Annotated in this window: 16 protein-coding genes; 8 read left to right on the plus strand and 8 right to left on the minus strand. The window is 72.1% G+C overall.

Features of this window, described 5'->3' with window-relative positions; genetic code table 11:
• Positions 1–29: 29 nt before the first annotated feature.
• Together ACFY0T_RS26555 and ACFY0T_RS26560 are read right to left on the minus strand one after the other, a co-directional pair.
• Positions 30–242 carry a hypothetical protein gene (locus tag ACFY0T_RS26555; RefSeq protein ID WP_388875996.1) on the minus strand — a complete coding sequence of 71 codons (213 nt, stop codon included), beginning with the start codon at positions 240–242 and terminating at the stop codon, positions 30–32.
• Positions 239–1,435, minus strand: coding sequence for an MFS transporter (locus ACFY0T_RS26560; RefSeq protein ID WP_388875343.1), 1,197 nt, complete (start codon positions 1,433–1,435; stop codon positions 239–241). The genes ACFY0T_RS26555 and ACFY0T_RS26560 overlap by 4 nt, the downstream gene beginning before the upstream one ends.
• Positions 1,436–1,482: 47 nt before the next feature.
• Here ACFY0T_RS26560 and ACFY0T_RS26565 point away from each other — a divergent pair, with 47 nt between their 5' ends.
• Complete coding sequence (locus tag ACFY0T_RS26565; protein WP_388875346.1) at positions 1,483–2,895, plus strand: PLP-dependent aminotransferase family protein; 1,413 nt, start codon at positions 1,483–1,485, stop codon at positions 2,893–2,895.
• A 79-nt stretch (positions 2,896–2,974) separates the two neighbouring features.
• Here the strand turns inward: ACFY0T_RS26565 and ACFY0T_RS26570 are convergent, their stop codons facing one another.
• The gene (locus ACFY0T_RS26570) at positions 2,975–4,339 is read right to left on the minus strand and encodes a PucR family transcriptional regulator (RefSeq protein ID WP_388875349.1); all 1,365 of its coding nucleotides are present in this window, start codon (positions 4,337–4,339) and stop codon (positions 2,975–2,977) included.
• Positions 4,340–4,507: 168 nt separating this feature from the next.
• On the opposite strand from ACFY0T_RS26570, the gene ACFY0T_RS26575 reads away from it, so the two are divergent.
• From ACFY0T_RS26575 to ACFY0T_RS26585, 3 genes are all read left to right on the plus strand, one after another.
• Positions 4,508–5,434, plus strand: a complete 927-nt coding sequence (locus ACFY0T_RS26575) for a proline dehydrogenase family protein (protein WP_388875352.1) — start codon at positions 4,508–4,510, stop codon at positions 5,432–5,434.
• Positions 5,435–5,471: 37 nt separating this feature from the next.
• Positions 5,472–7,103: an L-glutamate gamma-semialdehyde dehydrogenase gene (pruA, locus tag ACFY0T_RS26580; protein ID WP_388875355.1), complete on the plus strand. Its 1,632-nt coding sequence runs from the start codon at positions 5,472–5,474 to the stop codon at positions 7,101–7,103.
• A 90-nt stretch (positions 7,104–7,193) separates the two neighbouring features.
• On the plus strand, positions 7,194–8,066 hold the full coding sequence (locus ACFY0T_RS26585; RefSeq protein ID WP_388875358.1) for an alpha/beta fold hydrolase: 873 nt from the start codon (positions 7,194–7,196) through the stop codon (positions 8,064–8,066).
• Between the two features lie 32 nt (positions 8,067–8,098).
• Here ACFY0T_RS26585 and ACFY0T_RS26590 read toward each other — a convergent pair whose 3' ends face one another.
• The 3 genes from ACFY0T_RS26590 to ACFY0T_RS26600 form a co-directional block, all read right to left on the minus strand.
• The gene (locus tag ACFY0T_RS26590; protein WP_388875361.1) at positions 8,099–8,305 is read right to left on the minus strand and encodes a DUF5988 family protein; all 207 of its coding nucleotides are present in this window, start codon (positions 8,303–8,305) and stop codon (positions 8,099–8,101) included.
• A 75-nt stretch (positions 8,306–8,380) separates the two neighbouring features.
• Positions 8,381–9,265, minus strand: a complete 885-nt coding sequence (locus tag ACFY0T_RS26595) for an alpha/beta fold hydrolase (protein ID WP_388875363.1) — start codon at positions 9,263–9,265, stop codon at positions 8,381–8,383.
• A 105-nt stretch (positions 9,266–9,370) separates the two neighbouring features.
• The gene (locus ACFY0T_RS26600) at positions 9,371–11,341 is read right to left on the minus strand and encodes a glycoside hydrolase family 97 catalytic domain-containing protein (protein WP_388875366.1); all 1,971 of its coding nucleotides are present in this window, start codon (positions 11,339–11,341) and stop codon (positions 9,371–9,373) included.
• 118 nt (positions 11,342–11,459) lie between these two features.
• On the opposite strand from ACFY0T_RS26600, the gene ACFY0T_RS26605 reads away from it, so the two are divergent.
• Entirely contained in the window at positions 11,460–11,999 is a 540-nt protein-coding gene (locus tag ACFY0T_RS26605; RefSeq protein ID WP_388875370.1) for a GNAT family N-acetyltransferase, read from the plus strand.
• A 7-nt stretch (positions 12,000–12,006) separates the two neighbouring features.
• On the opposite strand, the gene ACFY0T_RS26610 is transcribed toward ACFY0T_RS26605, so the two are convergent.
• On the minus strand, positions 12,007–13,017 hold the full coding sequence (locus ACFY0T_RS26610) for an NADP-dependent oxidoreductase (protein WP_388875373.1): 1,011 nt from the start codon (positions 13,015–13,017) through the stop codon (positions 12,007–12,009).
• Positions 13,018–13,121: 104 nt separating this feature from the next.
• Between ACFY0T_RS26610 and ACFY0T_RS26615 the strand changes: the two genes are divergently transcribed.
• A complete protein-coding gene (locus ACFY0T_RS26615) occupies positions 13,122–14,051 on the plus strand; it encodes a LysR family transcriptional regulator (protein ID WP_388875375.1) in 930 nt (309 codons plus the stop codon).
• On the opposite strand, the gene ACFY0T_RS26620 is transcribed toward ACFY0T_RS26615, so the two are convergent.
• The gene (locus ACFY0T_RS26620; RefSeq protein ID WP_388875378.1) at positions 14,014–14,979 is read right to left on the minus strand and encodes a LysR family transcriptional regulator; all 966 of its coding nucleotides are present in this window, start codon (positions 14,977–14,979) and stop codon (positions 14,014–14,016) included. The genes ACFY0T_RS26615 and ACFY0T_RS26620 overlap by 38 nt on opposite strands.
• 67 nt (positions 14,980–15,046) lie before the next feature.
• Here ACFY0T_RS26620 and ACFY0T_RS26625 point away from each other — a divergent pair, with 67 nt between their 5' ends.
• Together ACFY0T_RS26625 and ACFY0T_RS26630 are read left to right on the plus strand one after the other, a co-directional pair.
• The gene (locus ACFY0T_RS26625) at positions 15,047–16,480 is read left to right on the plus strand and encodes a DHA2 family efflux MFS transporter permease subunit (RefSeq protein ID WP_388875382.1); all 1,434 of its coding nucleotides are present in this window, start codon (positions 15,047–15,049) and stop codon (positions 16,478–16,480) included.
• A gap of 198 nt (positions 16,481–16,678) precedes the next feature.
• Positions 16,679–16,810, plus strand: coding sequence for a hypothetical protein (locus ACFY0T_RS26630; RefSeq protein ID WP_388875385.1), 132 nt, complete (start codon positions 16,679–16,681; stop codon positions 16,808–16,810).
• Positions 16,811–16,924: the final 114 nt, after the last annotated feature.

Raw genomic sequence — 16,924 nt, forward strand, 5'->3', positions numbered from 1 at the left:
GTGGCCCGGCCCTCAGCCGTATGACGGCGTCAGGAGGAGGCAGTCGTCCCCGGCTCGATCAGGCCCTCGCGGCAGGCGATCGCCACCGCCTCCGCATCGCCCCGCAGCGCCGCCGCATCGGTCAGGACGATGCTCGCGACGAGCGTCGCCATCCAGTCGAAGGGCCCGTCGAGCAGCGCGCGGGCCTCTGCCACCGCCGTCTCGTGATCGCCGCGGGCCAGCGCGACGTACAGCGCGGTCAATCCTCCTTCGCTGCGTTCGTCCGGCGGTCTCGGAGCGCCGGGATGACCGCTACCAGCATCAGTACGGCGGTGATGGCGAACGCCGGCGCATAACCCGTCCGCCCGGCCAGCGCGCCGAAGCCGACCGCGCCGACGCCCATGCCGCCGTCGTACGCGAGGTTCCACAGCGCGCTGACGGTGCCGTATCCGGAGGCCGGGACCCTCGCGTACATCAGGGTCAGCGTGGCGTTCTGGGCGATGCCGAAGCCGATGCCGAAGACGGCCACTCCGGCGAGGACGGCGACCGGGCTGCCGGTCAGCGCCGTGATCAGCAGGCCCGCGGAGGAGAGGACCAGGCTCGGCAGCACCAGGCGCGCGGGGCCGTGCCGGTCGCCGTAGCGGCCGGCCAGCCAGCGGGCCGCGGTCGACGCGGCGGGCTGCACGAAGAGGGCCACCGCGACGACCCCGGTGTACGCGGCGGGCACGGCGAGCGGCAGGAACGTGACGATGATCCCGGTCGCCAGGGCGGTGGTCGCGAAGACGATCGCGGGCCGGGCCAGGGCGCCGGTCCGCAGCCCGGCCACCATGCCCACCGGCTTCCCCGACGCCAACTCCCGGTCCGGCAGGCCGGGTACGGAGGCGATCGCGGCCAGCGCGGCCACGCCCGCGGTCACCGCGACGGGGGCGTACCCCACGTGCGCGGCGAGCCACACGCCCAGCGGCAGCGCGATCAGCGACGGTACGCCGGTGACGATGCCCACCAGTGCCAGGCCCTCGCCCCGGCGCTGGGCGGGAATGAGCGACGCGGTGAGCGCGCCGCCCGCCACCAGGGTGAGCGCGAAGCCCAGGCCGCGGACCAGGCAGACCGCCACGATCCAGGCCATGTCGTGGGAGACGGTCAGGACGAGCGCCGGTGCGCCGAGCAGGGCGAGCCCGATGATCAGCGCGACACGGTATCCGTGGCGGGCCACGAAGCGGGGAGCGGCCAGTTCGCCGAGGACCGTGGACAGCATCAGGGCGCCGGTGGCCAGGCCCGCGCCCGATGCCGTCGCGTAGCGGGGGACGACCGACAGGAGCAGGAAGAAGCTCAGCGACGCGCCGATCATGCTCACGAAGCGGAGCATCAGGAGGCGGGTGAGGAGGGGCGGGCGGGGTGTCGCCGGCGGGGGAGTGGTCGAGGGAGTCGGCGGGGGCGTCGTCGCGTCGGTCGTCATGCGAACGACGCTAGGTTCCCGCCGGACCGCCGGTAAGCTCCAATTCCATGCCTCCGCAGTGGGCCGGTTTGTCGCCCGAGCTGCTCCTGTCCGTCGACCGGAGCAGCGGTGAGCAGTTGCGCGCGCAGCTGGAACGGCAGGTGCGCGACGCGATTCGCACCGGTCGGCTCGGTGCCGGGGAGCGCCTGCCGTCCTCCCGTGAACTCGCACGTGCGCTCGGCCTGTCCAGGGGACTTGTCCAGGACTGCTACACCCAACTCCAGGCGGAGGGCTACCTCGTGACGCGCGTCGGCTCCGCCACCCGGGTCGCGGCGGGCGCCCATGTGCCTCCCGCGCCCGCCTCCCCGTACCCGGCCGCCCCGCGCCTGATCGCCGACTTCCGGCACGGCGTACCGGACTTGGGCAGCTTCCCGCTCGCCGACTGGCTCTGGGCGCTGCGTGAGGCGGGCCGCGCCATGCCGACGGCGGACCTCGACTACGGGGATCCGCGCGGGAGTTCGGCCCTGCGCGAGGTCATGGCCGGGTATCTGCGCCGGGTGCGGGCCGCCGCGGCTGACCCCGAGCGGATCGTGGTCTGCTCCGGTTACGCGCAGGGCCTCGGCCTTGCCCTGCGCAGTCTGGCCCGGGGCGGCGTGCGCGTTGTGGCGTACGAGGACCCGGGCGCGCCCGCCACGGCGACGGCCGCCGCGGAGGCCGTGGGCCTGACGGCGGTGCCCGTACCGGTCGACGAGGACGGCATCGACGTACGGGCGCTCGACGCGACCGGAGCGCGGGCCGTCATCGTCACCCCCGCGCACCAGTGGCCCACCGGAGTCGTCCTCGCCCCCGCGCGCCGGCTCGCCCTCATCGAGTGGGCCATGCGGCGGGACGCGTACGTCATCGAGGACGACTACGACGCCGAGTTCCGCTACGACCGGGAGCCCGTGGGCGCGCTCCAGGGGCTCGCCGCGGACCGGGTGATCTCCATCGGCACCGTCAGCAAGTCCCTCGCCCCCGCCCTGCGCATCGGCTGGCTGCTCTGCCCGCCCGCGCTCATCGGCCCGGTCGCGGAGGCCAAGCGCCTCACCGACCGCGGCTCCCCGACCCTCGACCAGCTCGCCCTCGCGCAGCTGATCGAGTCCGGCCGCTACGACCGCCATCTGCGCCGTATGCGCACGGCCTACGCGACCCGGCGTACGGCCCTTGTCTCCGCCCTCGCGGCCCACGCGCCCGAGGTCCGGCTCACCGGTCTCGCCGCGGGGTTCCACGCGGTCGCCCATCTCGCCGCCCCGGCCGACGAGCAGGCCGTCGTCATCGCGGCGCGGGAACGGTCCGTCGGCCTGTACGGCATGAGCCCGTGCCGCTCCACCCGCGCGACGACACCGGTCCAACTGGTGCTGGGCTTCGGCGATGTGGGGGAGCGGGCGATCACGGAGGGCATCGCGGCGATCGGGGATCTGCTCGCGGGCGCCTGTCCCTAGAGCTGTCCAGAGCCGTCCAGAGCCAGCCCCCCTCAAGCCGCCCAGAGCCGCTCAGAGCCGCCTAAGCCGTCTAAGTCGCCTAGAGTCGCGCTCCTTTCAGCGCCATGTGCAGCAGCAGCCTGTCCTCCCCGTCGTCCAGGTCCAGGCCGGTGAGCTGCTCGACGCGGGACAGGCGGTAGTAGAGCGTCTGCCGGTGGATGCCCAACTCCGCCGCCGTGCGCCCGGCTTGGCCCGCACAGTCGAGGAACACCTCGGCGGTGCGGGCGAGTTCGCTGTGGGCGGGCGCCAACAGGGTCCGTACGGCAGGGTCCTGGGCCGCCTCAGGAGGGAGCGACGTCAGGAGCCGGAAGGGCCCGATGGACGCCCACTCGGCGACCGGGCCGAGGCGCGGCTCGGCCAGTACGGCGCGCGCGGCGGCGGACGCCTCCTGCCAGGCCGTACCCAGCTCGGCGAGCCCGACGCGGGCGGTGGCGACCCCGGCCGCGGCGCGCCGCGGGCGATCAACCCCGGTCGTCCCGCCCGGCTTGCCCACGGCGGCCCCGGTCGTCCCGCCGGTCTTGGCTCCGCCCGCCGCGGCCCCGGCCGCCCCGCCGGGCTCGGCCCCGCCCGATACCCCAGTGGCCGCCGGCCGATCCGTTCCGAGTCCCCCGTCCGCCTCCCGTACGAAGCGGGAAGCCGCTGTCAGCGCCGGCGTCAGTACATCCGCCGACCGCAGCCGTACGAGCAGGGCCAGGCTCTGCCCCGTGGCCCCCCACGGCACGGTGCACAGCGCCGTCGCCCCGGGCACCGTACGGGGGGAAGGGGCGTCGTCGGGGTCGGCGGAGGGCCACGGTGCGACGCAGACGACGGTGTGCAGGCCGTCGGCGCGCGGGCCGAGGGCCGTGCGGAGTTCGGCGACCGCCATGTCGCGTTGCCAGCCGCGCTCGGCGGTGAGGACGGCGCGCAGTTCGCGGGTGAGGTCGGCGCCGGCCTGGGCCTCGTCGGCGAGCAGGTCGCCGATGCGGGAGGCGACGTCCATGGCGGCGGTCAGCTGCTCCGGCGTGGGCCCCGGGTCGTCGGCGAGGAGCCAGACGTATCCCAGCACCACCCCCCGATGGCGTACCGGGAGGCAGATCCTCCCCCGGTACACCCCCGCCTCCGGAGTCGGCGGAATGCGCACCGGGCCGGTCGCGCGCGCGATGCCGAAGCTCTCGAACCACGCCCGGACCGCCGACGTGGAGCGGCGCGTGAGGATCGAGCGGGTGCGGACGGGGTCGAGGGAGGCCTCGTCGAAGTCGCTGTCGCTGTCGTACACGCCGAAGGCGATCAGCTCGAAGTCGCGGTTCTCCAGCGTCGCGGGAGCGCCGAGGAGCGCCGAGATCTCGTCGACCAGCTCCTGGTACTCGCCGCGCCCTGCCCCTCGCCCCACCTTGAAATCGCCCGTCACACGGGCATTCTGCCCCATTTTCCCTGCCGCCTCATACAGATGTCTGAGATCCAGGGCACGGATGCGTGACAGCTGTCGATGGTCGACGATCGGAGGGATCCTTAGGTTTCACGGTGGTTCTCCGTGCCGTACCCGAAAAGTCTCTTCAGGGGCCGCGGCCGTCCGTTCTTTCCGTGGAGGTGCCCCGTGCTGGGTCCCGTGATTCTCGCCGCGTCGCGCAGCGACAAAATGCGCCGCTTCGTGTCGGCGGCCCCCGGCACCAAGCAGGTGGTCGCCCGCTTCATCGCCGGCGAGACGGTCGACCAGGTCATTCCGATCGTGCGGGACGCCGCCGCCAAGGGGCTCGAGGTCACCCTCGACGTCGTCGGCGAGGACATCACGACCCGCGAGCAGGCCTTCGCCGCCCGGGACGCCTACCTGGAACTCATCGAGCACCTCAAGGACCTGGACCTCGGCACCAAGGCCGAGATGTCCGTCAAGCTGTCGATGTTCGGGCAGGCGCTGGAGAACGGGCACGAGCTGGCGCTCGCCAACGTGCGCCCGGTCGTCGAGGCCGCGGCCGCCATCGGTACGACGGTCACGCTGGACGCCGAGGACCACACCACCCTCGACTCGATGTTCGCCATCCACGAGGAGCTGCGGAAGGACTTCCCGGGGACCGGCTGCGTCATCCAGGCCTACCTGTTCCGCACCGAGGCCGACGCCCGCCGCCTCGCCGCGAACGGCAGCCGCGTCCGCCTGGTGAAGGGCGCCTACAAGGAGCCCGCCGAGGTCGCGTACCAGCAGAAGGCCGAGATCGACAAGGCGTACGTCCGCGTCCTGCGCATCCTGATGGAGGGCGAGGGGTACCCGATGATCGGGTCCCACGACCCGCGACTCATCTCCATCGCGCAGGAGCTCGCACGCAAGGCCGGGCGCAAGCTGGACGAGTACGAGTTCCAGATGCTGTACGGCATCCGCAGCGAGGAGCACCTGCGGCTCGCCGCCGAGGGCCACCGCATGCGTGTGTACACCGCGTACGGCACCGACTGGTACGGCTACTTCATGCGCCGCCTGGCGGAGAAGCCGGCCAACCTCCTCTTCTTCGCCCGCTCGATCCTCACCAAGGGCTGAGCCCGAACCACCCGCTCATAAAGGAGTTACGGAAAACATGGACGCTGTAACCCAGGTCCCCACCCCCGTCAACGAGCCGGTGCACGGCTACGCCCCCGGCTCGCCCGAGCGCGCCCGTATGGAGGCCAGGCTCAAGGAGCTGGCCGAGAACCCCCTCGACCTGACGATGACCATCGGCGGCGAGAAGCGGATGGGCGGCGGACAGCGTTTCGACGTCGTACAGCCGCACAACCACAAGGCCCGCCTCGGCACGTACGCCAACGCCACCCAGCAGGACGCCCAGGACGCCATCGACGCCGCCCTCGCCGCCGCGCCGGCCTGGCGTGCGATGTCCTTCGACGACCGCGCCGCGATCATCCTGCGCGCCGCCGAGCTGCTGGCGGGCCCCTGGCGCGAGACCCTCGCGGCCTCCACCATGCTCGGCCAGTCGAAGACGGCCCAGCAGGCCGAGATCGACTGTCCCTGCGAGCTCGTCGACTTCTGGCGTTTCAACGTCGCCTACGCCCGCCAGATCCTGGCCGAGCAGCCCCCGGCCAACTCGCCGGGCGTCTGGAACCGCCTCGACCACCGCCCGCTCGAGGGCTTCGTCTACGCGATCACGCCGTTCAACTTCAGCGCCATCGCGGGCAACCTGCCCACCGCTCCCGCCCTCATGGGCAATGTGGTGGTCTGGAAGCCGTCCCCGACGCAGACCCACGCCGCCGTGCTGCTGATGCAGCTGCTGGAGGAGGCCGGTCTGCCCAAGGGCGTCATCAACCTCGTCACCGGTGACGGCATCGAGGTCTCCAAGGTCGCCCTGGAGCACCGCGACCTCGCGGGCATCCACTTCACCGGCTCGACCAAGACCTTCCAGTACCTGTGGAAGACGGTCGGCACCAACATCGAGAAGTACCGCTCGTACCCGCGTCTGGTCGGCGAGACGGGCGGCAAGGACTTCCTGGTCGCGCACCCGAGCGCCGACCGCGCGGTCCTGAAGACGGCGCTGACCCGCGGTGCCTTCGAGTACCAGGGCCAGAAGTGCAGCGCCACGTCCCGGGCGTACATCCCCGCGTCGATCTGGAACAGCGGCTTCCGCGAGGAGTTCGCGGCCGAGGTCGACTACCTGACCATGGGTGACGTCACCGACCTGTCGAACTTCATCGGCGCGGTCATCGACGAGCGCGCGTTCGCCAAGAACAAGGCCGCCATCGACCGTGCCAAGGCGGACGAGACCTGCACGATCGTCGCGGGCGGCTCGTACGACGACTCCGTCGGCTACTTCGTGCGCCCGACGGTCGTCGAGTGCTCGGACCCGGAGAACGAGGTCTTCAAGACGGAGTACTTCGGTCCCTTCCTCGCCGTGTACGTCTACGAGGACGACCAGTACGACGAGATGCTGACCCAGATGGAGTCGGCGTCGGACTACGCGCTGACGGGCTCGGTCATCGCGAACGACCGCGCGGCGGCCGCGTACACGATGGACAAGCTCCGCTACGCGGCCGGCAACTTCTACATCAACGACAAGTCGACCGGCGCCGTCGTCGGCCAGCAGCCCTTCGGCGGCGGCCGCGCCTCCGGCACCAACGACAAGGCCGGCGCCCCGCAGAACCTGATGCGCTGGACACTGACCCGCGCCATCAAGGAGACCCTGGTCCCGCCGACCGACTACGGGTACCCGCACATGGGCTGAGACCGCGGACGGACGACGACGGGCCAGGGAGCCGACCTTCGGGGGCGGCGACCTGGCCCGCGCCGTTCCTCGGACGGCAGACTCTCCACCATGATCTGGAGGGGGAGCGAGACGGAGACGGTGAAGGCCGACGACGGCGTACGGCTGTGGGCGACCCGGTCGGGCCGGGGTGGTACGCCGCTGGTGCTGTGCCACGGCGGGCCCGGACTGTGGGACATGTTCGGCGACGTGGCCGCGCTGCTGGCCGATCCGGCCACGGTGGTCCGCTGGGACCAGCGCGGGTGCGGGCGGTCGGAGCGGTGCGCGGGCCCGTGGACGAGTGAGCGGTTCGTGGCCGATCTGGACGCCGTACGACGGCACTTCGGGCTGGAGCGGATGGCGCTGCTCGGCCACTCCTGGGGCGCGCAGTTGGCGTTGAGCTACGCGCTGGCGCACCCGGAGCGGGTCAGCGCGCTGGTGTACGTGGCCGGTACAGGCATCAGCCCCGACGCGGACTGGTACCCCGCGTACCTGGAGAACCTCCACGACCGGCTCGGGGAGAACCCCGAACGGCTCGCCCGGTGGCAGGAACTGGCGCACCGTCCGCACCTCGCCGACGAGGAGGAGCGGGAGCGGGCGGTGCTCCAGTGGTCGAGCGAGTTCGAGGACCGCGAGCGGGCACTCGAACACGCCGGGCGCATGGCCGACCCGTGGTTCGGGATCAACACCGAGTGCGGCAAGGCCCTCAATGCCGAGCGGAAACGGGCGTGGGCCACCCCCGAGCTGTACGCCGCCTGCCAAGCGCTCGACCTGCGGGTGCTGATCGTCGACGGCGCCCGCGACATCCGGCCGCGCTCGGCGGTGGACTCGCTGGAGCGGGCCCTGCCGCGGGTACGGCGGGTGATCCTGCCGGAGGCCGGGCACTTGCCGTGGGTGGAGGATCCCCAGGGCTTCCGGGAGGCGGTCACGGCGGCGGTGCGCTGATCCGCCGTCCCTCGCCGCGCCGGGGCGTGGCGTTACCCGGGGAACTCCGTCCGCTCCCACCACTCGTACACGGGCAGCCTGCCCTCCGGCGTGTCCGCGTGCCGTGGGGTCGCCCTGAAGTGTTCGTATCCATTGCGCAACTCGATCTTCACATCCGTTCCAGGGGGTGGGATCGGGACGATCCGTTCGGGCAGATCATCCGGTCCGCCCTCGAGCAGTGCTTTGGCCGTGTCGCTCATGACGTCACCGTTCCCCTTGCCGGAGCCCGATGTCGCATGCCGGGCGGAGGATCAGTCGTGTGGGCGATCCGCTGCTCAGCCGTGGGCCGTCGTCAGGTGCCGGTCGAGGAAGTCCCGCATGAGCCCCGCGATCTGCCCCGCGTGCGTCTCGAGGGCGAAGTGGCCGGTGGGGAGCAGGTGGATCTCGGCCTTCGGGAGGTCGCGCTGGAAGGCGAGGGCGCCGGCCGGGACGAAGATCTCGTCGTGCGCGCCCCAGACGGCCAGCAGGGGGACCTGGCTGGTGCGGAAGTACTCCTGGAAGGCCGGGTAGAGGGCGAAGTTGGAGCCGTAGTCGGAGATCAGGTCGAGCGGGATCTCGGGCTGCCCGGGGCGGGCCATGAGGGCCGCGTCGTGTTCGTACGCGTCGGGGCTGACGAGGGTGGGGTCCGGAACGCCGTGCAGGTACTGCCACTTGATGCCGTCGGGCCTGCTGATCTCGCGGACCGGCGCCTCGGTCTCGGGGGTGCGCTCGGCGATCAGCGCGCGGACCGGTGCCCAGGCCTCGGAGCCCAGCCCCTCCTCGTAGGCGTTGCCGTTCTGTGTGATGATCGCCGTCACCCGCTCGGGGTGCGCGAGTGCGAGGCGCAGTCCGATCGGGGCGCCGTAGTCCTGGATGTAGAGCGCGTACTCCTTCAGGCCGAGCTGCTCGGTGAACTCGCCGGTGATCTCGGCCAGTTGGGCGAAGGAGTACGGGAAGCCGGTGGCCGCCGGTGCCGCGGAACGGCCGAATCCGAGATGGTCGGGGGCGATCAGTCGGTACCGGTCCGCGAGCAGCGGCATCAGGTCCCGGAACATGTGCGAGCTGGTCGGGAAGCCGTGCAGCAGGAGCAGCACGGGGGCGTCCGCGGGCCCCGCCTCCCGGTAGTGGATCTCGTGGCCGCGGACGGTGGCGGTGCGGTGATGGATCCCGTGGACGCTCATGAGCGGCGCTCTCCTAACCCCTGAAAGTCACTTTGGTGGTGTGGGCAGTGCATCATGCCCGCCTCTAACCAGTCAAGTGAGTTTCAGAGGTTAGGGGTGGGTGGGTCAGTTCTCGCAGGTCGTGCGGCCCTGGTGCGGACGGCAGGCGAGTGCGGCGAAGCCGCCGTCCGCCCGCACCGGTACGGCGAGCGTGTCTCCGCCCCGGACGAGACGCGTCTCGCGCACGAGACCCGACGGGCCGTCCGCTACCGTCTCCACCAGCCAGCGGCCGGCGCCCAGGCGGATCGGTACGTCGACCGTGCGGGCCGGGCCGGTGAAGGTGCCGCCGATGAACCAGCGGCCGTCGGCGGCGCGCCGCGCCAGGACCGCCGAGCGGCCCGGGTCGCCGGTGAGGAGGCGGGTCTCCTCCCAGCGGGCGGGCAGCTGCTCCAGGTAGCGGCGGGCCTCGGGCCGCGCGTCGTACGACTCGGGGGTTCCGGAGAGGTTCTGGATGCCCGACTCGTAGAGGACCGTCAGCCCCAACTCACCCGCGTCGGAAGCCACGTTGGGGCGGTATGGGCGGTGGAAGGCGCCCGGTGTGAAGTCCATGGAGCCGATGACGTTGCGCGTGAAGGGGAGCGCGGCCAACTGCTCCGGAGTGTTCGTGCGCTTCTCCTCGCCGCCGACGCCCTCCATCGTCATGACCTGCGGCCAGGTGCGCTGCATGCCCTTGGGGATCGTCGAGCCGTGGAAGTTCACCATGAGGTGATGACGGGCCGTGGACTCCAGTACCTCGTCGTACCAGCGCATCCGCTCCTGGGACTCCGAGTCCATGAAGTCGATCTTCACCCCCTTGACGCCCCAACTCTCCAGCGTCCCGAGCCACTTCTCGCGCTCGACGGGGTCGGTGAGCAGTCTGTAGTGCAGCCAGACGTGGATGCCCACCCCCTTCGCCGCCGCGTAGCGCACCAGCTCGGGCATCCAGCTGTCCGTCTGCCAGTTCGGATCGACCACGTCCCAGGCGTCGGTCTTGAAGTACCAGCCCGCGTCGACGACTTCGTACGGCCAGCCGCGCTCGGCCGCGTAGTCCACGTACTTCTCCTGGGCCGCCAGGCTCTGCCCCGCCTCCTTGCCACCCGCCAGCCAGGTCCACAGGGCCGGGCCCGGCCTGATCCACGAGGTGTCGCGGACGCGGGACGCCGGGGCGAGGTCGTCCGTGAAGGTCGACTCGGTGACGGTCGCCAGATCCCCGGTGACGATGGCGCGCCAGGGGGTGGCGAGCGCGCCGGACGTCTGAACCGGCTCGTCGTTCCAGAGGCTCAGTCCGTACGTCGACGAGTCCGCGGCGTGCGTCAAGTGGGCGCCCGCGTATGTGCCGTTGACGTCGGACTCGGCGATCAGGGCGTAACCGCCGGGCGTTCCGAAGAGCGCCTGCATCATGTACGCGCCCGCCGGAGCCGTCGCCGCCGAGTCGTAGCGGGAGAAGCGGAGTTCGTTGTCCGCGCGGTAGCCGCCGAGGAGGGCGTTCGAGCCGGTGGGGAGGGTGAAGGCCGAGGTCTCGCGCAGTACGGTGCCGTGGGCCTGCGCGTCGCCTCGGGCCCGTGGCAGGACGTAGCGGTACGCGACACCGTCCGGGGCGACCCGGGTCACCAGGTCGAGCCGGGCACCGGCCGCCGTACGGAAGCGGAAGCGGGACTCGGTCATGTGGACAACGCGCTTGCGGGACTTGCCTGTTGAGCTCGTGTAGTGCTCGGCGACCGTGCGGTCGGAGCGTCCGTCGAAGGTCAAGCCCCGGGAGAAGTCGGCCTGTTCGGTGACCAGGCCGAGCGGGGAGGGCTCCAGGACCGTCCTGCCGTCGCGTCTCACCGCGAGCGTCACGTGCCCGTCGACCGGATCCAGTGCCACGACCGCCGTCGGTGAGCCGTGGGAACCCCTCACCTCCCAGGTCGCGCTCGACGCCGCCGCATCCGCGCGGGTCGGAAGCGCGGTGGCCGCGGTGGCGAGCAGTGCGGAGCAGAGCGTCAACACGAGGGTGCGGGCCCGCGCCGGGGCCGAGGGCCGGGATGGGGTCGAGCGGGGCCGTAAGCGGACCGCCATATGAGAGCCTCCTTCTCGCAGTCATCCGATGATTGTGAGGGTGGAGACGCTCTGTGGGCCTGTCAAGGTGTCCTGCTGGACGAGAGGTAGGAGCAATCGGTTCGTGAATACTGGGCGGATGGCCACCCGACTGCGTACCGCTCACACGGCGGACCTCGCCCCCGCCGAACTCCGTGCCGTCCGCGACCTCCTGGACGAGGCCTTCGAAGGGGACTTCAGCGACGACGACTGGGACCACACACTCGGGGGCATCCACGTCCTCGTGCACGACGAGCGGGGCCTCGCGGCCCACGGCTCGGTGATCCAGCGGCGCGTCCTGCACCGCGGCCGCTCGCTGCGCGTCGGATACGTGGAGGGGGTCGGGGTGCGTGCCGACGCGCGCCGTACGGGCCTCGGCGGGCGGGTGATGGCCGAGCTGGAGCGGATCGTCGAGGGGGCCTACGGGCTCGGGGCGCTCTCCGCGAGCGAGCAGGGCGCCACCCTGTACACCGCCCGGGGCTGGCAGGTCTGGCCGGGCCGGATCTGCGCGCTCGGCCCGGACGGCGTGGTGCGGCTGCCCGAGGAGGAGGGCACCACCTTCGTGCGCCCCGCGTCGGCCGGCCCCCTCGACCCGGCGCACGAGCTGATCTTCGACTGGCGTGACGGGGACGTGCTCTGAGGGTCTCTCAGGAGTGTCGGGCGTGGCGGATGTCGCGCACGATCATCTTGCCGGTGTTGCCGCCGCGCAGCATCGACAGGAACGCGTCCACGATCCGTTCGAAGCCGTCGACGACCCTCTCGTCGAGCGCGAGCCGGCCGCTGAGCAGATGCGGTACGGCGAACGCGTACAACTCCTCCTGCACGTCCCGGTAGTTGCTCACCAGGAAGCCCTCGATGCGGAGGCTCTTCTCCACGACATCGGCGTGGTTGAAGAGGACCGGCGGGGCGTCCGGAGTGTTGTACTGGCCGACCGTGCCGACCCGCACCACCCGGCCGCGCTCGCGCAACGCGCCGATCGCCGCGCCGAGTTGGCCGCCGCCGACGTTGTCGACGAACACGTCGATGCCGTCCGGGGCGGCCTTGGTCAGGAGGTCGGACGCGGGCCCCGAGTGGTAGTCGAAGGCCTCGTCGTAGCCGACCCGTGCCTTCAGGTGCGCCACCTTCGCCGGGCTGCCCGCGCTGCCCACCAGCCGTCCGGCGCCCATCAGCCGCGCGAACCGTCCGGTCGCCGTGCCGACCCCGCCGGCGGCCGCCGAGACGAACAGGTTGTCGCCTTCCTGGAGTTGGGCGATGCGCGTGAGCCCGACGTACGCGGTCAGACCGGTGCCGCCGAGCACGCTCAGATACGCGGACAGCGGTACGCCGGAGTGGTGCGGGAGGCGTCTGGTCTGCGCCGGGCGTACGACGGAGTGGGTGCGCCAGCCCTCGCGATGGAAGACGATCTCCCCCTCGGGGAGCGCGGGGTCGCGGGACTCGATGACGCGGCCCAGGGTGCGGCCCTCCAGCGGGGCGTTGAGCTCGAAGTCGCCGTCCATCATTTCGCGGTGGTAGGGGTCGACGGACCAGTAGAGGTTCTCGACGAGGGCCGTGCCCGGGGCGGGCTCGGGCACGGGTGACTCGGCAAAACGGAAGTGGTCCGGGGTCGGGAAGCCGGTCGGGCGGGCGGTCTGCTGGACGGTGAGCGCGATGTCGTTCATGGCACGGGACCGTAGGAAGGAATGCCGCGCCCGGGCAGAGGGTTGCGTTCATGGAACGGCCACTTCCATGAGCCGTGTTCATAGCAGCAGGTGGGGAGCCCTTCATGGCGACAGCTGATCTCGCCCCGCAGAGACCGGCGACGGCTGATCTCAGCCCGCGGGAGCTGCGCACCCTGGTGGCCGTCGCCCGCGAGGGCGGCTTCTCCGCGGCCGCCGTCACGCTCGGCATGACACAGTCCGCGGTCTCGCACGCGGTGCGCGGCATCGAACGCAAGGTGGGGGTCGTGCTGTTCGAGCGCGGGCGGGGCGGGGCGCGTCCCACGGCCGCGGGGGAGCGGGCGGTGGCGCATGCGCGCCGGGTGCTGCGGATGCTGGACACGCTTGTCGCGGAGGCGCGGGGCGCGGGTGCGGGGCCCGGCGGTGCGGACACGGTCGCCGGGCCGCTGCGCATCGCCGCCTTCCGCAGCGCGGCGCTGCACCTGCTGCCGCCCGCGCTGGAACGGCTGGCGGCCCGGCACCCCGGGATCGAGCCGACGGTGCGCGTCGTACGGGAGGTCGGGCCCGGTACGGCGGGGGAGGTGGCCGAGGGCCGGGCGGACGTCGGGATCGCCACACTCGGCACGAGCACGCCGGTGCCGCCGGAACTGATCGGCGACGTACTCCTGGAGGAGCCGTACGCCTTGGTGCACCCGGTCGGGCATCCGGACCCGCGCTCGCTCCCGCTGGTCGACTGGACCGAGAACTGCTCGTCCTACACGCGGACTTGGTGGGCCGGGCAGGACTGGATCCCCTGCGCGACGGTGCACGCCGAGGACGACGGAGCGGTGCTCTCGATGGTGAGCAGTGGTCTCGGAATGGCCATCATGCCCGCGCTGTCCCTCACGAGTGCACCGCTCTCGATTGAGATCACTGATCTCGGTTCGGAGCGCCCCACACGCTCCGTCGGGTACGTCACCACGCCGGAGCTCGCCACGACGGTCGCCGTCCGCGCGCTGATCAGGGAGCTGCGGGCGCTGCATCCGCGGCGGGGGTGACCTCCGAGGCCACCCGGGCGAGCGCCCCCCGCAGCCACCGGTGTGCCGGATCCGTGTCCACCCGTACGTGCCACGCCTGGCCCGTCGCGACCGTCGGCAGGTCCAGGGGGATCTCCAGTACCGCGAGCGGCAGCACGCGGGACGTCTCGGTCGCGACCTCCGACGGGACCAGCGCGAGCGCGTCCGTGCGGAGGGCGAAGAAGCAGGCCGCGCCGTAGGTCGGGGCGGTGGCCAGGACATCGCGGCGCAGGCCGAGTTCGGCGAGGCGCTCGTCCACCACGCTGTGCGTGCGGCCGCGCCGGGTCACCGTGATGTGCGGCAGCGCGGCGAACCGCGCGGCGGTCAGCGGCCCGCGCGCGAACGCGGCGTCGGCGCGCGCGACGGCCACATAGCGGTGCTCGTGCAGCACCGCGCTGCGCACGTCGTGCGGCAGCGGATCCGGCAACTCGCCCACGTCCAGGTCGACATGGGTGCGCAGGTCCGCCGGGTCCTCGTCGCCCTCCGGCAGCAGCCGCAGCCGTACGCCGGGCGCCTCCCGGGCCGCCAGCTCCAGCAGTGGGGCGCCCAGCGACAGGGCGATCCCGTCGTTCGTGCGGATCCTGAACTCCCTTTGCAGGGTGGCCAGTTCCACTTCGCGCGGCGGACGCAGCGCCGCCACCGCGTCCGCGAGCGCCGCCTGCACCCGGGGCTGCATCTCCTGCGCGCGCGGCGTGCGGGTCAGGCCGCGCCCCGACGGTACGAGGAGCGGGTCGCCGACCACCCGGCGCAGCCGGCCCAGGGTGCGGCTCATCGCCGAGGGGGACACGTTCAGCTCGGCCGCCGCGCCCGCCACGCTGCCCGCGCGGAGCAGGGCGTCGAGGGCGGGGAGCAGATTCATGTCGGGGAGGGGTGCGACCCCGTACGCCATTCCGTCCCGCGATTGCTGCATAAGACGCAATGCTACGTGAAGCAATCGGACCTTGTGTGCAACAGTGGTCCGCCTCGAACCTGGTCCCATGATGGATTCGCGCCAGCGCTGCACCGCGCTCCTGGTCGCGGGCTGCTTCTTCATGGAGATGCTGGACGGCACGATCGTGTCGACCGCCGCTCCGCAGATAGCCGGCGACCTGCACACGACCCCCGCCTCCGTGGGCCTGATCATCACGGCCTACCTCGTCACCCTCGCCGTCCTCATCCCTCTCTCCGGCTGGCTCACCGCCCGCTTCGGCCCGCGCCGTGTCTTCCTCGCCGCGATCGCGCTCTTCACCCTCGCCTCCCTGGCCTGCGCCGTCGCGCCCACCCTCGGCCTGCTCGTCGGGATGCGTGTCCTGCAGGGCGCCGGCGGCGCGATGATGGTGCCCGTCGGCCGGCTCGTCGTCCTCGCCGGCACCGCCAAGCAGGATCTGCCGCGCGCGGTCGCGTACATCGTGTGGCCCGGGCTCGCCGCCCCGGTCGTCGCGCCGCTGCTCGGCGGTGTGATCACCACGTACGCCTCCTGGCACTGGATCTTCCTCCTGAACGTGCCCCTCGGTGCCCTCGCCCTCCTCGTCGCACGCCGTCTCATCGAGCGCACCGCACCGAAGGCCACGCCGCCGCTCGACCTGACCGGAGTTCTGCTGACCTGCACCGGTCTCGCGGCTCTGACCTGGACCGGGCATCTGGTCTCCGAGACCCGGAGCACCTCGGCGGACGCGGCCGTGACCGGCGCGATCGCCGTCGTCGCGCTCGCGGCGGCCGGGCGCCATCTGCTGCGCACCCCGCACCCGCTGGTCAACCTCCGCACCCTGGACGTCCAGTCCTTCCGGGCCTCGGCGCTCGACGGCTCGCTCTACATGGCGGTCGTCTCCGCCGTTCCCTTCCTCCTGCCCCTGCTCTTCCAGGAGGTGTTCGGCTGGAGCGCGGTGAAGTCGGGCGCGGTGGTGCTCTTCGTCTTCGTGGGCAACATCGGGATCAAGCCCGCGACGACGTATCTGATCAACCGGTTCGGCTTCCGGCCGCTGCTGATCGTCTCCACGCTGGGGCTCGCCGCCGCGACCGCGGGCTGCGCGCTGTTCACCGCGGCGACGCCGGTCGCGGTGATCGCGGTCGTCGCGGCGCTCGGCGGGGTCGCCCGTTCGGTCGGTCTCACCGGCTACTCGACGATCGCCTTCAGCGAGACGCGGCCGGAGCGGCTGCGGGACGCGAACGCCCTGTTCGCGACCGCGCACCAACTCGCCGCGGGCCTCGGTGTGGCGATCGCCTCGGTCGCCCTGCGAGGGGGCGCGGCGCTGACGGACGCACCGCGCTCGGCGTACGCCGTCGCGTTCGTGGCGCTCGGCGTGCTCTGCCTGCTTCCGACGGTGGGCGCCCTCCGTCTGCACCCCGCGGCGGGTGACGCCGTACGGACGGTCGTCCCAGGTCAGAGGCGTGTGACCCAATCCGCCGTCTCAGATAGTAGGAAGTCCGAGTAATTGTGGAGACAGATACCCGGTCCTCGCTTAGCTTTGTAGGAGCCGAACGTCTCGCTCGACCCAGCGAATGGCGGTCGTGAGCCGGAGCCCCTGGCAGGCAACCCCTGCGGCACCGCTTCCCGCCCCTTCCGGCGTCTCGTAATTTCCTCACCGCACTTCCGGCTGCCCTCGCATCCGGAGGCAAGGAGTCGATTCATCATGGCCGAGACGACCGTCCGCCGCCGAGTCCGCCACATCTCCCGTACGAGCGAGTCCGAGCGCAAGAACGCCGCCGCCGCGCTCCAGCGTGCCCTCGACCGCAGGGACAACGGCGGCGCTACGGGTCACTGAGCCCGGCACACGCGTCGGGCCACTGAAGCCCGGCACACGCGTCGGGCCACTGAAGCCCGGCACACGCGTCGGGCCACTGAGGCCCGCCCCATACCGGGAGCCGCGCCCGCACGG

Origin of the sequence: Streptomyces sp. NPDC001530, from assembly GCF_042894545.1 — a bacterium.
Lineage (GTDB): Bacteria > Actinomycetota > Actinomycetes > Streptomycetales > Streptomycetaceae > Streptomyces.